Source organism: Burkholderia sp. AU27893, from assembly GCF_002223205.1.
In the GTDB taxonomy this organism is placed as follows: Bacteria; Pseudomonadota; Gammaproteobacteria; order Burkholderiales; family Burkholderiaceae; genus Burkholderia.
Map to the genome: position 1 here is coordinate 389,397 of NZ_NKFD01000003.1, position 14,307 is coordinate 403,703.

At 67.0% G+C, this 14,307-nt stretch carries 12 protein-coding genes and 1 rRNA gene; 11 read left to right on the forward strand and 2 right to left on the reverse strand.

All coding sequences use genetic code 11. The features are described 5' to 3' along the window. Positions 1-101 precede the first annotated feature (101 nt). On the reverse strand, positions 102-1,994 hold the full coding sequence (locus CFB47_RS19875) for a bifunctional sugar phosphate isomerase/epimerase/4-hydroxyphenylpyruvate dioxygenase family protein (RefSeq protein ID WP_089459045.1): 1,893 nt from the start codon (positions 1,992-1,994) through the stop codon (positions 102-104). Between the two features lie 256 nt (positions 1,995-2,250). On the opposite strand from CFB47_RS19875, the gene aroQ reads away from it, so the two are divergent. From aroQ to CFB47_RS19890, 3 genes are read left to right on the forward strand one after another with little or no spacing between them, the layout of a single operon-like run. Next, positions 2,251-2,706: a type II 3-dehydroquinate dehydratase gene (gene aroQ / locus CFB47_RS19880; protein ID WP_089441581.1), complete on the forward strand. Its 456-nt coding sequence runs from the start codon at positions 2,251-2,253 to the stop codon at positions 2,704-2,706. Next, a complete protein-coding gene (locus tag CFB47_RS19885) occupies positions 2,703-3,557 on the forward strand; it encodes a shikimate dehydrogenase (RefSeq protein ID WP_089462022.1) in 855 nt (284 codons plus the stop codon). The genes aroQ and CFB47_RS19885 overlap by 4 nt, the downstream gene beginning before the upstream one ends. A gap of 32 nt (positions 3,558-3,589) precedes the next feature. Then, entirely contained in the window at positions 3,590-4,933 is a 1,344-nt protein-coding gene (locus CFB47_RS19890) for an MFS transporter (protein WP_089459043.1), read from the forward strand. Positions 4,934-5,039: 106 nt separating this feature from the next. Here CFB47_RS19890 and CFB47_RS19895 read toward each other — a convergent pair whose 3' ends face one another. After that, positions 5,040-6,149, reverse strand: coding sequence for a 2-aminoethylphosphonate--pyruvate transaminase (locus tag CFB47_RS19895; protein WP_089462023.1), 1,110 nt, complete (start codon positions 6,147-6,149; stop codon positions 5,040-5,042). Between the two features lie 259 nt (positions 6,150-6,408). On the opposite strand from CFB47_RS19895, the gene phnS reads away from it, so the two are divergent. The 8 genes from phnS to CFB47_RS19935 form a co-directional block, all read left to right on the forward strand. Continuing rightward, the gene (phnS, locus tag CFB47_RS19900) at positions 6,409-7,497 is read left to right on the forward strand and encodes a 2-aminoethylphosphonate ABC transporter substrate-binding protein (protein ID WP_089459041.1); all 1,089 of its coding nucleotides are present in this window, start codon (positions 6,409-6,411) and stop codon (positions 7,495-7,497) included. A gap of 34 nt (positions 7,498-7,531) precedes the next feature. Further along, positions 7,532-8,635 (forward strand): 2-aminoethylphosphonate ABC transport system ATP-binding subunit PhnT, encoded by a 1,104-nt coding sequence (phnT, locus tag CFB47_RS19905; RefSeq protein ID WP_089462024.1) that lies wholly within the window; start codon positions 7,532-7,534, stop codon positions 8,633-8,635. Continuing rightward, positions 8,613-9,533 (forward strand): 2-aminoethylphosphonate ABC transporter permease subunit, encoded by a 921-nt coding sequence (locus CFB47_RS19910; RefSeq protein WP_089459040.1) that lies wholly within the window; start codon positions 8,613-8,615, stop codon positions 9,531-9,533. The genes phnT and CFB47_RS19910 overlap by 23 nt, the downstream gene beginning before the upstream one ends. Then, positions 9,523-10,383: a 2-aminoethylphosphonate ABC transport system, membrane component PhnV gene (gene phnV / locus CFB47_RS19915; protein ID WP_060074338.1), complete on the forward strand. Its 861-nt coding sequence runs from the start codon at positions 9,523-9,525 to the stop codon at positions 10,381-10,383. Before CFB47_RS19910 ends, phnV begins: the two co-directional genes overlap by 11 nt. Further along, complete coding sequence (phnA, locus tag CFB47_RS19920; protein ID WP_089459039.1) at positions 10,380-11,687, forward strand: phosphonoacetate hydrolase; 1,308 nt, start codon at positions 10,380-10,382, stop codon at positions 11,685-11,687. Before phnV ends, phnA begins: the two co-directional genes overlap by 4 nt. Beyond that, positions 11,684-13,138, forward strand: coding sequence for a phosphonoacetaldehyde dehydrogenase (phnY, locus tag CFB47_RS19925; protein ID WP_089462025.1), 1,455 nt, complete (start codon positions 11,684-11,686; stop codon positions 13,136-13,138). The genes phnA and phnY overlap by 4 nt, the downstream gene beginning before the upstream one ends. 4 nt (positions 13,139-13,142) lie before the next feature. Then, positions 13,143-13,697, forward strand: coding sequence for a phosphonate degradation HD-domain oxygenase (locus CFB47_RS19930; protein WP_089441589.1), 555 nt, complete (start codon positions 13,143-13,145; stop codon positions 13,695-13,697). Positions 13,698-14,203: 506 nt separating this feature from the next. Next, a 16S ribosomal RNA gene (locus tag CFB47_RS19935) occupies positions 14,204-14,307 on the forward strand; the annotation flags it as partial.

The following is a 14,307-nucleotide window of genomic DNA, read 5'->3' on the forward strand; positions in this document are numbered from 1 at the left end:
CGAGCGATTCACCACGATCGTGCGCGCCGGATGTGGCCCTTTGAGGCGGCCGCGGGGCGCGAATGTGATGCGCCCCTTGAATCCCTGTCGGCTTCCTTCCCTTATTTTCTGCGCTGCGCCTGGGCGGCGAGCCGCACGGCCGCATTCGTCGCGCCGTAGCCGTCGTATCCGCCGCGCCGCTCGACGATCTCGAGCGAGAAGCGGTTGTCGACCAGTTCTGTATACGCATGCAGGAATTCGCCGCCGTGTTCGTCACGGTCGTACAGCAGGTGATGCGTGCTCAGCGTGTCGATCAGGTCGTCCGGCAGCGCGTAGCGTGCGGCGAGATCGTCGTAGTAGTTCGGCGGAATGCGCAGGAACGGAATGCCGTCGGCCGCGAACGCGGCGATCGTCTTCACGATGTCGTCGGTGCGGAACGCGACGTGGTTCAGCCCCGTGCCGTGATAGCGGTCGAGCGATTCGGCGACCGCCGTGTGCCGGTCGACCGACGCGTTCAGCGCGATCCGCACCGAGCCGTCGGCGCTGCGCACCGCGCGGCTGCGCATCAGCCCGTACGGGTCGGGCACGAGCCAGCTGCGCTCGGCCTCGAAGCCGAATGCCGTCTTGAAGAACAGGATCCACGTATCGAGCGCGTCGGCCGGCAGTGCGAGGCACACGTGGTCGATACCCGTGAGCGGGCCGACTTCGCTCGGGCCGTCGATGTCGGTCAGCACGAAGTCCGATTCGTACAGCGTCGGCGCGTTCGGCGCTTCGTCGACGAAGTATTCGAGGCTGCCGTCCGGCGCCTGCACGCTCGGCAGCACGCGCTCGTTCGGCCCGACGCGGCCGGAGAACGGCGCATAGCCGAAGCCGGCCGCCCGTTCGAACGCCACTTTCGCGTCGTCGACACGGAATGCCGATGCGCACAGCGACAGTCCGTGCTGCTGGAAGAACGCGTCGGCGAACGAGTCGCGCTCGGCGTTCAGCACGATCGACGCGGCGCCGTGCTGGAACAGTGTCACGTCCTTCGAGCGATGGCGGCCCGCGAGCCGGAAGCGCATCCGGCCGAGCCATTCGCCGACGGTCGCCGCCGCCTGCGCGTCGACCGCGAATTCGATGAACTGGAACCCGACGTGCGCGGGCGGCGCCGGCGGCGCGAACAGCGGCTGGTCGGCGGCCGGCGCGCGGCCGTCCTGCGCGAGCCGTTCGCGCGTCAGTTCTTCCAGATAGAGCAGCGAGCGATGGCCGTCGGCCGCCGTGATCGCGGTCGGCGCCGCGCGGAAGCCGTCGTTGAAGATCTCGAGCGACAGCGGCCCCGTATAGCCCGACTCGATCACGCGCGCGGTGAAGCGTGCGAGGTCGAAGTCGCCCTGGCCCGGGAACGAGCGGAAATGGCGGCTCCATTCGAGCACGTCCATCGCGAGCTTCGGCGCATCGGCGATCTGCACGAACGCGATCCGGTCGCCGGGGATGTCCGCGATCGCGTCCGGCGAATCGTCGAGCGACAGCGTGTGGAAGCTGTCGAGCGCCAGGCCGAGATGCGGGCTGTTCACCGCATTCACGAGTTTCCACGCATGGCCGTAGCGCTTCACGACGCGGCCCCACGCGAGCGCTTCGTACGCGGCGACCACGCCGGCCTGCCGCGCGGCTTCGGCGAGCGCGCCGAGCTGGTCGACGAGCAGCCCGTCGTCCGCGATCGTGTCGGCCGATACGTTGCTGCACACCAGGATGCGGTCGGTGCCGAGCGCATGCATCACGTCGAACTTGCGCTTGATCCGGTCGAGATTGCGGGCGAGCTGGGCCGCGCTCACCCCCTCGAAGTCGCGAAACGGCTGGAACAGCACGATGTCGAGGCCGAGATCGGCGGCCATGCGCCGGACGTCGGCCGGCGATCCATCGAAGTAGACGAGGTCGTTTTCGAAGATTTCGACGCCGTCGAAGCCTGCGGCCTGGATGGCGGCGAGTTTCTCGGCGAGCGTGCCGGACAGTGACACGGTGGCGATCGAGCGCTGCATGGGCGATTCCTGAGGATGAGCGGGCATGGCGTTGGCCGAACCGGCCCTGAATGAACCAGTCGTTGAGTTCATGACAGGCGCCATATCCCGAATTTACTAGGCGGGTGATGCATATTGTACAAACTAACTAGATGGTACAAATTAGCGAAAACCCGAAAAGACAGCCCGCTTGCACGGGCGCACACTAGCGCCACATTCCGATGTCTTCGGGGCGGCGCCGATCGTGGTCTGCCCCTGTTTCAGGAGCAGAAACACGATGAGCAAGCACAAGGTGCTCGTGCTGAACGGCCCGAACCTGAATTTGTTGGGCACCCGCGAGCCCCATATCTACGGCGCGGAAACGCTGGCCGACGTCGAGCAGCGCTGCCGTACGGCGGGCGAGGCGCTCGGGCTGGAAATCGACTTCCGCCAGTCGAACGCCGAGCACCAGTTGATCGACTGGCTGCACGCCGCGCGTCACGACACGCACGGCATCGTGATCAACCCGGCCGCCTATACGCATACGTCGGTGGCGCTGGCCGATGCGCTTTCCGCGATCGCGAAGCCGGTGATCGAAGTGCATATCTCGAACGTGCATCGCCGCGAGGCGTTCCGGCACCATTCCTATGTGTCGGCGCTCGCCGAAGCCGTGATCTGCGGCTGCGGCACCGAGGGCTACCTCTTCGCGCTGCAGCGCCTGGCGACGCTGTTCGCGCAGGGAGCCGCACGATGAGCCGCCCGTCGTTTCTGATCGGCCTGATCGGCCAGGGCATCGGCGGCTCGCTGTCGCCCGCGATGCACGAGGAAGAAGGGTTCCGCCAGGGGTTCGGTTATGTCTACCGGCGTATCGATCTCGACGTGCTGGGCGTGACCGTCGACGCGCTGCCGCAACTGCTCGATGCCGCGCAGCGGATGGGCTACAACGGCCTGAACATCACGCACCCGTGCAAGCAGCGCGTGATCGAGCACCTCGATGAACTGTCGGACGATGCGCGCGCGCTCGGCGCGGTGAACACCGTGCTGTTCAAGGACGGCAAGCGGATCGGCCACAACACCGACTGGTCCGGTTTCGCGAAATCGTTCCGCCGCGGGTTGCCGGGCGCGTCGCTCGAACGCGTCGTCCAGCTCGGCGCGGGCGGCGCGGGCGCGGCCGTCGCGCACGCAGCGCTGCAGATGGGCGCGGCCGAACTGACGATTTTCGATGTCGACGGCACGCGCGCCGCCGCGCTCGCCGCCGAGCTGCAGCAGCGTTTCCCGGCGGCACGCGTCGTGCAGGGCGACGATCTCGCGGCCGCGATGCGCGCGGCGACCGGCCTGATCCACTGCACGCCGACCGGCATGGCCAAGCATCCGGGCCTGCCGCTGCCGGCCGAACTGCTCCACGCGGGCATGTGGGTGGCCGACATCGTGTACTTCCCGCTCGAAACCGAACTGATCCACGCGGCGCGCGCGGCCGGCTGCGCCACGCTGCCGGGTGGCGGGATGGCCGTCTACCAGGCGGTCGACGCGTTCGAGATATTCACCGGACGCACGCCCGACGCCGAGCGGATGTTCGAACACTTTCAGTCGCTCGTCGCGCGCTGACCTATTCCAGAAAGAGAGACCAGGAGACGACCATGCAGCACACCACTCACACGAGCGCCGCGCCGGCGCAGGCGTCCGGCACCGTCCGGCGCACTTCGGCGCGCTACAAGATTCTCGCGCTGCTCGCGATCGGCACGATGATCAACTATCTCGACCGCACCGTGCTGGGGGTGGCTGCGCCTCAGCTCACCAAGGAGCTCGGCATCAACGCGGCCGTGATGGGCATCATGTTTTCCGCGTTTTCGTGGACGTATGTCGCGATGCAGGTTCCCGGCGGCCTGTTCCTCGACCGCTTCGGCAGCAAGATCACCTATTACTGGTCGATGACGCTGTGGTCGCTGTGCACGTTCCTGCAAGGCTTCGTGCCGGGCGTCGCGACGCTGCTCGCTTGCCGGCTCGGCCTCGGCGTGACGGAAGCGCCGTGCTTCCCGACCAACAGCCGCGTCGTCGCGACGTGGTTCCCGCAGAACGAGCGTGCGATGGCGACGGGTACCTACACGGTCGGCGAGTACATCGGCCTCGCATTCTTCAGCCCGGTGCTGTTCGCGCTGATGGGGGCGTTCGGCTGGCGCTCGCTGTTCTGGGTCGTCGGCGCGGTCGGCATCGTGTTCGGCCTGGTCTGGTGGAAGTTCTATCACGAGCCGCGCAACCATCCGGGTGCGAATTCGGAGGAGCTGGCCTATATCGAGGCGGGCGGCGGTCTCGTGCACGGTGCGCGCAAGAGCGGCGACAAGGGCGACAAGCCGGCGCAGGCCAAGTTCAGCTGGGCGATGGTCGGCCAACTGGTGAAGAAGCGCCAGCTCGCGGGCATCTGCCTCGGCCAGTTCGCCGGCAACTCGACGCTCGTGTTCTTCCTGACCTGGTTCCCGACCTACCTCGCCACCGAGCGCCACATGGGCTGGTTGAAGATCGGCTTCTTCGCGGTGATGCCGTTCATCGCCGCGTCGGTCGGCGTGATGTTCGGCGGGATCTTCTCCGACTGGCTGCTGCGTCGCGGCAAGTCCGCGAACCTCGCGCGCAAGCTGCCGATCATCGCGGGCCTGCTGCTCGCATCGACGATCATTCTCGCGAACTACGTGCAGAGCAACGAGGCCGTGATCGCGATCATGTCGGTCGCGTTCTTCGCGCAGGGGATGGCTGCTCTCGGCTGGACGCTCGTGTCGGACATCGCGCCGGACGGCCTGCTCGGCGTCACGGGCGGCATCTTCAACTTCGCGGCGAACCTGGCGGGCATCGTCACGCCGCTCGTGGTCGGCTTCATCGTCGCGTCGACCGGGTCGTTCGTCGGCGCGCTCGTGTTCATCGGCGTGATCGCGCTGGTCGGCGCGGCGTCGTACATCTTCGTGGTCGGCGACATCAAGCGGATCGAGCTGTAAGCACCGGCTCCACGCAGATCCTGTGCGTTAGCCCGGCAGCCGCAAGGCCGCCGGGCTTTTTTGCGTGCGCGCGCCGGCGGATGAGTCGGCTGGCTTGGTATGGCGCTTACGCGCGCTGCACCGCGATGCCGAGCGATTCGACCGCCTGCGCAATGGCCGCGACCGCGCGGCGGATGTCGTTCGAGTCGATCGCGCCGATGCAGCCGACACGGAACGTCTCGAGCTGCGTGAGCTTGCCCGGATACAGGACGAAGCCCGCGTCGCGCACCGCGTCGTAGAAGCGGCGGAAATCGTAGGCCGGGTGGTCGGGCGCGTGGAACGTGACGATCACCGGCGCCTGCACGCGCGCATCGAGGAACGGCGTGAAGCCGAGCGCGTGCATCGACTCGACCAGCGTCCGGCAGTTGTCTGCATAGCGCGCGCCGCGCGCCGGCTGGCCGCCTTCGGCGAGGTACTGATCGAGTGCGGCGCGCAGCGCGGCGATCACGTGCGTCGGCGGCGTGAAGCGCCACTGGCCCGTCTTGCGCAGGTACGCGTATTGATCGTGGAGATCGAGCGCGAGCGACGGCGAGTTGCCTTCGCTCGCGTCGAGCGCGTCGCGCCGCACGATCGCGAACCCCATCCCCGGCACGCCTTCCAGGCATTTGCCGCTCGCCGAGATCAGCGCATCGATGCCGCTGCCGGCCAGCGTGATCGGCAGCGCGCCGAACGAGCTCATCGCGTCGACGATCAGCCGCTTGCCGTGGCGCCGGCACACGGCGGCGATGTCGTCCAGCGGGTTCAGGATCCCGGCGCTCGTCTCCAGATGCACCTGCGCGACGTGCGTGATGCGCGGCTCGCGCACGAACGCGGCTTCGATCGCGGCCGGATCGACGGCCGCATCTTCACCGAACGGCAACGCGATGGCTTCGATACCCAGCCGGCCGAGGATCTTCAGGATGCGCGCGCAGTACGCGCCGTTGTCGGGCACCAGCACGACGCCGTCACGCGGCACCAGCGTGCCGAGCGCGGCTTCGACGGAGAACGTGCCGCTGCCCTGCATCGGCACGCACACGTATTCATCGCCACCGTGCGCGATCGCGACGAGATCCGCACAGACGCTGGCCGTCAGTTGATTGAACGCGGCATCCCACGAGCCCCAGTCGTGTTGCATTGCGTGGCGCGTTGTGGCGGACGTGGTGAGCGGGCCAGGCGTAAGAAGAATCGGATCGGACATGGTTTTCCTCTGCAAAGGTCGGAAGAAACGCCGTGCGGCATTTCTGAATGACTTGCATGATATTGGCAAAATGTGTCATTTTTTGGAAATTGCCGCATTCGTCACGGGTTTGTCATCGAACGCTGTGATCCTTCGCTTGCCGCGCGAAACCTCACCTCGGCGCGGTAGCGAGGCGGGCCGTCGATCGGCCTTGCCCGGAGATAACAGGAGAGCCGGATCGTGCCCCGGCCATTTGGTGTTCCGCCTACGGAGAAGTCAGATGACACTGCAGAAACCCTCGCGCGCCGCTGCCGGCGCGTTCCGCAAGCTTGCGCTGGCCGCCAGCGTCGCCGGCCTGATGGGCGCCGCGCTGCCCGCCCATGCGGCGAGCGCGGTCGTGCTGTATACGGCAGACGGTCTCGAGAACCTCTATCGCGATGTGCTGCCGGCTTTCGAGAAGAAGGAAGGCGTCAAGGTCAACATCGTGACGGCGGGCAGCGGTGAAGTCGTCAACCGCGCGAACATCGAGAAGAACTCCCCGAAGGCCGACGTGATCGTCACGCTGCCGCCGTTCATTCAGCAAGCTGGCCAGATGGGCCTGCTGCAGCCGTACCAGAGCGTGAACTACAAGAACGTGCCGGCCATCGCGAAGGCTGAAGACGGCACGTGGGCGACGTTCGTGAACAACTACTTCTCGTTCGCGATCAACCCGGATGTCGTGAAGAACCAGCCGAAGACGTTCGCCGACCTGCTCGCGCCGGCCTACGCCGGCAAGGTCGCGTACTCGAACCCGGCTACCGCCGGCGACGGCATGGCCGTGCTGATCCTGACGACGTCGCTGATGGGCGAGGACAAGGCGTTCGACTACCTCGCGAAGCTGTCGCAGAGCGTGAAGTTCCACACGAAGGGCACCGGCTACCTGAACGTGCTGCTGTCGCGCAACGAGATCAGCGTCGCGAACGGCGACCTGCAGATGGACCTCGACGACGCCGAACACGGCGCGCTGTCCGTCAAGCCGATCTTCCTGGCCGCGAAGGAAGGCGACCAGCCGACCACGTTCCAGCTCCCGTACGGCATCGGCCTGATCAAGAGCGGCCCGAACCAGGACGCCGGCAAGAAACTGATCGACTACCTGATGTCGACGGACGTGCAGTCGAAGGTGCCGGACATGTACGGCATCCCGGGCCGCACGGACGTGCCGCTGGCCGGCAAGAACGGCGAGGCGGTCAAGAAGGCGATTTCGGGCGTGAAGCTGATCCCGGTCGACTGGACCCAGGTGATGGCGAAGAAGCCGGTGTGGATCGAGCGCTGGAAGAAGGACGTGATCGGCAGTTCGGGCAAGCAGCTCGACGTCGTCAAGCCGAAGTGATCGGCGCACGCCGCCTGTATTTGTGAGCAAGAGGATGAACCCGGTGGACACCACCCTGACCCATCCCGGCGCATTCGGCGCCGCCGAACCGCAGGCAACGCTGCGGTCCGGCGCGCCGGGCGGCGTGCAGATCGAACACCTGAGCGTGCGCTACGGCGCACGCACGGTGCTGGAGGATCTGTCGCTGTCGATCGGTGCCGGTGAATTTCTGACCGTGCTCGGCAAGAGCGGTTGCGGCAAGACCACGCTGCTGCGCTTCATCGCCGGGTTCGTGAAGGCCGACGGCCTGACCGGCACGCTGACCGTTGCCGGACGCGACCTGACCTACGCGCCGCCGCACAAGCGCAATCTCGGTCTGCTGTTCCAGAATTACGCGCTGTTCCCGCACTTGTCGGTGTTCGAGAACGTCGCATTCGGGCTGCGCGCACGCGGCATGGCGTCGTCGGAAGTGACGCGCCGCGTCGCCGATGCGCTGAAGCTCGTGCAGCTCGGCGATGCGGGCCATCACCTGCCCGCGCAACTGTCGGGCGGGATGCAGCAGCGCGTCGCGCTGGCGCGCGCGCTCGTGATCGAGCCGGACGTGCTGCTGCTCGACGAGCCGCTGTCGGCGCTCGACGCCAACCTGCGCGCATCGGTGCGCAGCGAACTGAAGGCGCTGCACGAGCGCCTGCCGAACCTGACCGTCGTCTGCGTGACGCACGACCGCGACGACGCACTCGTGCTGTCCGATCGCGCGCTGCTGATGCGCGACGGCCACATCGCGCAGCTCGGTACGCCGCAGCAGCTGTACGACGCGCCGCAGGACGGCTACGTCGCACGCTATCTCGGCCCGGCGAACCTGCTGCCGCCGCACGTGATCTTCCCGCTCGGCGATCCGCGCCACGAAGTGCGCGGCAAGGTGGCCTGCGTGCGCCCCGAGCGCCTGACCCTGATGCCGCCCGCCGCGGGCGGGCTGCACGGCACGGTATCGTCCGTCGAATGGCAGGGCGCGGACCTGTCGATCGCGGTCACGATCGATGCGGCCCCCGACGAGCCGGTGCGCGTCACGATGCAACGCGGCCGCGGTGCGGCTCCCGAGCGCGGTGCGCGCGTTTCCCTGCATTGCGAGGCAGACGATGTCGTCCTTATCGAGCCCTGAAGCCGGCCTGCCGCCGCACGTGCTCGCGTCGGCCGCCGCGCACGCCGCCGCCGCGCGGCGCCGCAAGCGCATGGGTGATCTGCACCTGGCCGCGCTCGCGACCGTCCTGCTGGGCCCGCTCGTCGTCTATCCGCTGGTGCGGCTCGTGCTGCTGAGCGTGTCGGGCGACCACGGGCTGAGTTTCGCCGCGTACCGCACGTTCTTCGGCAACCCCGACACGCGCAGCGTGATGCTGACCACACTCGGCGTGCTGTTCGCGAGTGCCGGCACCGCGTCGGTGCTCGGCGTACTGCTGGCCGCGCTGCTGTTCTTCAAGCCCTTTCCGGGCGCGTCGCTCGTCACGCGTTTCCTGGAGCTGTACGTCGCGTTCCCGTCGTTCCTCGTCGCGTTCACGCTGATCTTCCTGTACGGCTCGCAAGGGTCGATCAGCATCGCGCTGCAGCACCTGTTCCATCTGGAGGAGCCGCCGCTGAACTTCCTGTTCGGCATCGGCGGCGTGATCCTCGCGCAGACCGTGTTCTATACGCCGTTCGTCGTGCGGCCGACGCTCGCGTCGTTCGCGACGCTCGATCTGCGGCTGATCGAAGCCGCGCGCAGCCTCGGCGCGTCCGGCTGGATGCTGGCACGTCGCGTCGTGCTGCCGATCGCGTGGCCGGGCATCGCCGCCGGCACCGTGCTGTGTTTCCTGCTGACGCTGAACGAATTCGGGATTCTGCTCGTGCTCGGCAGCGCGCGGCTCGTGACGCTGCCGGTTGCGATCTACAGCAGCGCGACGGTCGACCTCGATCTGCCGACCGCGTCGGCCGGCGCGGTCGTGATGCTCGCGCTGTCGCTGGCGCTGTATGCGGTTTATCGCCGGGTGAACCGGCGTGCGACGGGAGGAAACGATGTCCGCTGAATTTCGTATCGGGCAAGCCGTGCCGCGCCACCAGATCGGCTGGGGCGACACGGTGCTCAAGCATGCGTCGCGCGCGGCGCTCGCGTTGGCTGCGTTCGCGTGCTTCTGGCTGTTCGTGTTGCCGGTCATCGTCGTCGCGCTGTCGAGCGTGTCGACGCAGTGGTCGGGCACGATTCTGCCGGCCGGCTACAGCCTGCGCTGGTTCGAGCGGCTCGGGTCGCCGGAATACGATGCGCTGCTGACGAGCCTGGAAATCGGCTTCGGCGTGTCGGCGGTAGGCACGGTCCTCGGGCTGTGGCTTGCACTGGCGCTCGAAGGGCGCGACCGGCGCGGCCTCGGCGCGGTGGTCGATGCGCTCGTGATGGTGCCGAACGGCGTGCCGAGCGTCGTACTGGGGCTCGCGGTGCTGATCGCGTATCACCAGAAGCCGGTCGACCTGTCGAGTTCGGCGGCGATCGTCGTGCTCGTGCAGCTCGCGCTGATTTTGCCGTTCTGCTATCGCTGCGCGGCCGCCGCGCTGCGTCCGGAACTGACCGTGCTGCGCGAGGCGGCGGCAAGCCTCGGTGCGCCGCCCGCGATGGTGCTGCGCCGCGTGCTGCTGCCGCAGCTCGTGCCGGCGCTGCGCGCGAGCCTCGCGCTCGGGTTCGCGCTGTCGCTCGGCGAGCTCGGCGCGACGCTCACGGTTTATCCGCCCGGCTTCGCCACCGTGCCGATCGTCGTGATCGGCCAGGTGGAGCGCGGGTATTACCTTCCGGCATCGGCCCTGTCGCTGCTGATGCTCGGCGCGTCGCTCGCGGCGCTGCTGCTGATCGCTGCGCGCGTGCCGCGCGGCAAGCGGGTGGCATCATGAACGCCGCGTTCGCCTTGCGCCAGCCTGGTGAAGCGTCGGCAGCCGGCGCATCGACGGGTCTCGCGGGACGTTCCGTCGACGTCAACGGCCGTCACTACCGGCTGCCGGTCGAGCCGACCGTCGTCGTCTGCGTCGACGGCTGCGAGTACGACTATCTCGAACGGGCGGTGGCCGCGGGCGTCGCGCCGTTCATCGGCCGGATGATCGCGGAAGGCACGGCCTGGCGCGCCGATTGCGTCGTGCCGACCTTCACCAACCCGAACAACTTGTCGATCGTCTGCGGCGTGCCGCCGTCGGTCCACGGGATCTGCGGCAACTATTTCTGGGATCCGGCCGCCGACGGCGGACGCGGCGCGGAAGTCATGATGAACGACCCGGCCTACCTGCGGGCCGGCACGCTGCTCGCGGCGGCCGCCGACGCGGGTGCGCGGGTCGCCGTCGTGACGGCGAAGGACAAGTTGCGCCGGCTGCTCGGCTGGCAGCTGAACGGCATCTGCTTTTCGGCCGAGAAGGCCGCGCAGGCGAATCTCGCCGAAAACGGGATCGTCGACGTGCTCGACTGGGTCGGCCTGCCGTCGCCGGACGTCTACAGCGCGGCGTTGTCCGAATTCGTGTTCGCGGCCGGCGTGCGGCTTGCGCAGACGCGCCAGGTCGACCTGATGTACCTGTCGACCACCGATTACGTGCAGCACAAGTGCGAGCCGGGCAGTGCCGGCGCGAACGCGTTCTACGCGATGATGGACGGCTATCTTGCGCAACTCGACGCGCTCGGCTGGGCGATCGGCCTCACGGCCGACCACGGGATGAACGCCAAGCACGATCCTGCGACAGGCCGGCCGAACGTCATCTATCTGCAGGATGCATTCGACAGCTGGTACGGCGTGCAGGCCGCGCGCGTGATCCTGCCGATCACGGATCCGTACGTCGTGCACCACGGCGCGCTCGGCTCGTTTGCGACCGTCTATCTGGCGCCGGGCGTCGACCGGGCCGAGGCGATGTGGCGCGTCGGCGGCCTCGACGGCGTCGAGCTCGTGCTCGACAACGCGGAAGCCGCCGCCCGTTTCGAGTTGCCGGCCGACCGGATCGGCGATCTCGTCGTGATCGGCCGCCGCGACATGACGCTCGGCACGCGCGAGCGCGAACACGATCTGTCGGGCCTCACGGTGCCGCTGCGTTCGCATGGCGGCGTGTCGGAGCAGGAAGTACCGCTGCTGTTCAATCGCCGTATCGAGCCGATCGATCCTGCGCGTCGCCCGCGCAACTTCGACGTGTTCGATTTCGTGCTGAACCGGGTCGCGACATGATGGCTCATCCCCGACACGATCATCCGGCGTTTCGTGCGGAGGCGCTGCGCTGGTGCGGCACCCGCGCGACGCGGGAACGCACGCTCGATGTCATGGACCCTTACACCGGCACGCGCGTCGGGACGGCGCCGCTGGCGAGCGTCGACGATGTGCGCACGGCATTCGACTACGCGATGGCGTACCGGCCGACGCTCACGCGGTACGAGCGTTCGCAGATCCTCGAGCGTGCGGCCGCGCTGCTGCGCGAGCGCACCGAGGAAGCTTCCGACCTGATCACGCTCGAATCGGGGCTGTCGAAACAGGATTCCCGCTACGAGATCGGCCGCGTGGCCGACGTGTTGAAGTTTGCGGCGGTCGAGGCGTTGCGCGACGACGCGCAGAGTTTCTCGTGCGATCTGACGCCCCATGGCAAGGCGCGCCGCGTGTTCTCGCAGCGCCAGCCGCTCGACGGTGTGATCGTCGCGATCACGCCGTTCAATCATCCGATGAACCAGGTGGCGCACAAGATCGCGCCGGCGATCGCGACCAACAACCGTGTGATCGTGAAGCCGTCGGAGAAGGTGCCGCTGTCGGCGTTCTACCTGGCCGACCTGCTGTACGAAGCCGGTTTGCCGGAGCCGATGCTGCAGGTGCTGACCGGCGATCCGCGCGAGATCGCGGACGAACTGGTCACGCACCCGCACGCGTCGCTGATTACCTTCACGGGCGGCGTGGCGATCGGCAAGGCGATTGCTGCGCGTGCCGGCTACCGCCGCATCGTGCTGGAACTGGGTGGCAACGATCCGCTGATCGTGCTCGACGATGCCGATCTCGATCGCGCAACGTCGCTGGCGGTGCTCGGCTCGTACCGGAATTCGGGGCAGCGCTGCACGGCCGTCAAGCGGATGCTGGTGCAGCGCTCGATCGCGCCCGCGTTCACCGAGTTGCTCGTCGAGAAGACGCGCGCATGGAAGTACGGTGACCCGTTCGATCCCGCGAACGAGATGGGCACGGTGATCGACGAGGAAGCGGCGCGGCTGTTCGAGGCGCGAGTGGAGGAGGCGGTCGCGCGGGGCGCGCGCCTGCTGACCGGCAACGTGCGGCGCGGCGCGCTGTATGCGCCGACGGTGCTCGACAACGTCGACCCGTCGATGACGATCGTGCGCGAGGAGACCTTCGGCCCGGTATCGCCGGTGATCACGTTCGACACGATCGAGGACGCGATCCGGATCAGCAACGGGACGGCGTTCGGGCTGTCGTCCGGCGTCTGTACCGATAGCACGGCAGCGGTCGTGCGGTTCGTGAACGAGCTGAACGTCGGCACGGTGAATGTATGGGAAGTGCCCGGATACCGGATCGAGCTGTCGCCGTTCGGCGGGATCAAGGATTCGGGACTCGGTTACAAGGAAGGCGTTCAGGAGGCGATGAAGAGCTTCACGAACCTGAAGACGTTTTCGCTGCCTTGGGAGTGAGTGAATGGCATTGACGGTGGAAGAGATCCACGGGCTGTATCGCGAGCATGGCCATGTGGCCTATAGCGGCGAGCCGGTCACGCAGCTCGAGCACGCATTGCAGAGTGGATTGCTGGCCGAAGAGGCGGGGGCTGACGAAGCGCTGGTCGCGGCCGCGTTCCTGCATGACCTCGGGCATCTGCTGAATCGCCAGGGCGAGACGCCGAGCGCGCGCGGGATCGACGATCTGCATCAGTATTACGTGCTGCCGTTCCTGCGGCCGCTGTTTTCCGACGCCGTGCTGGAGCCGATCCGGCTGCACGTCGACGCGAAGCGCTGCCTGTGCCGCACGGACGCCGGCTACTTCGAGAGCCTGTCGCCGGACTCGGTGCGCAGCCTCGCGCTGCAGGGCGGCATCTTCAGCGAAGAGGAGACGGCGGCGTTCCTGCAGCGCCCGTTCGCGGAGGCGGCGCTGCGTCTGCGCCGCTGGGACGATACGGCGAAGGAGGAAGGCAAGGTGACGCCGGATCTTGATCACTATATGGAGATCGTCGCGCGCCAGGTGCGCGCGGCGGCCTGACGGTTCGGCTGCTTCCATATAAGGCCCCGCACGCGGCAGCGTGCGGGGCCTTATATTTTTCGAGAAACCCCTTGCGCAGATCGAAGAGGCTGCCTACAATCACGCCTCTTTCGCGCTAACGGAAACGCGGCGCGGGAGAAGGGAAGCAGGGCGGGTGGTGCGCAGCAGTCTGGAGCGCGCCACTGGCCTGGAAGTTGAGCCCCGCAGTCGCAACGATGGTGTTAAAAAGTTGTTGACGAACTGCGAAACACGGTTCATAATCTCGCTTCTCTGCTGCTGAAAACGCAGCGCTGCCGGGAAACACGAAGTTCCTCGCAGAATGCTCTTTAAAAATTAACAGCCGATAAGTGTGGGCGCTTGATGAAAGCGAGCTGATCCTCGGATCAGATAGCGAAAGTATCAAGAGTCTCACACTAAAGTAAGTCAGGTTTATGAAGTGATTCATATTCCTGTCAGCTTTGAGTGAGCGACCGGTTCTTAACCGAACCGAAAACAGTAACAGGTTTAAACTGAAGAGTTTGATCCTGGCTCAGATTGAACGCTGGCGGCATGCCTTACACATGCAAGTCGAACGGCAGCACGGGTGCTTGCACCTGGTGGCGAGTGGCGA

Excerpts from the sequence above, each read along its gene's own strand:
- CFB47_RS19875 (WP_089459045.1), bottom strand. The coding sequence starts at position 1,994 with ATGCAGCGCTCGATCGCCACCGTGTCACTGTCCGGCACGCTCGCCGAG.
- aroQ (WP_089441581.1), top strand. The coding sequence starts at position 2,251 with ATGAGCAAGCACAAGGTGCTCGTGCTGAACGGCCCGAACCTGAATTTG.
- CFB47_RS19885 (WP_089462022.1), top strand. The coding sequence starts at position 2,703 with ATGAGCCGCCCGTCGTTTCTGATCGGCCTGATCGGCCAGGGCATCGGC.
- CFB47_RS19890 (WP_089459043.1), top strand. The coding sequence starts at position 3,590 with ATGCAGCACACCACTCACACGAGCGCCGCGCCGGCGCAGGCGTCCGGC.
- CFB47_RS19895 (WP_089462023.1), bottom strand. The coding sequence starts at position 6,149 with ATGTCCGATCCGATTCTTCTTACGCCTGGCCCGCTCACCACGTCCGCC.
- phnS (WP_089459041.1), top strand. The coding sequence starts at position 6,409 with ATGACACTGCAGAAACCCTCGCGCGCCGCTGCCGGCGCGTTCCGCAAG.
- phnT (WP_089462024.1), top strand. The coding sequence starts at position 7,532 with ATGAACCCGGTGGACACCACCCTGACCCATCCCGGCGCATTCGGCGCC.
- CFB47_RS19910 (WP_089459040.1), top strand. The coding sequence starts at position 8,613 with ATGTCGTCCTTATCGAGCCCTGAAGCCGGCCTGCCGCCGCACGTGCTC.
- phnV (WP_060074338.1), top strand. The coding sequence starts at position 9,523 with ATGTCCGCTGAATTTCGTATCGGGCAAGCCGTGCCGCGCCACCAGATC.
- phnA (WP_089459039.1), top strand. The coding sequence starts at position 10,380 with ATGAACGCCGCGTTCGCCTTGCGCCAGCCTGGTGAAGCGTCGGCAGCC.
- phnY (WP_089462025.1), top strand. The coding sequence starts at position 11,684 with ATGATGGCTCATCCCCGACACGATCATCCGGCGTTTCGTGCGGAGGCG.
- CFB47_RS19930 (WP_089441589.1), top strand. The coding sequence starts at position 13,143 with ATGGCATTGACGGTGGAAGAGATCCACGGGCTGTATCGCGAGCATGGC.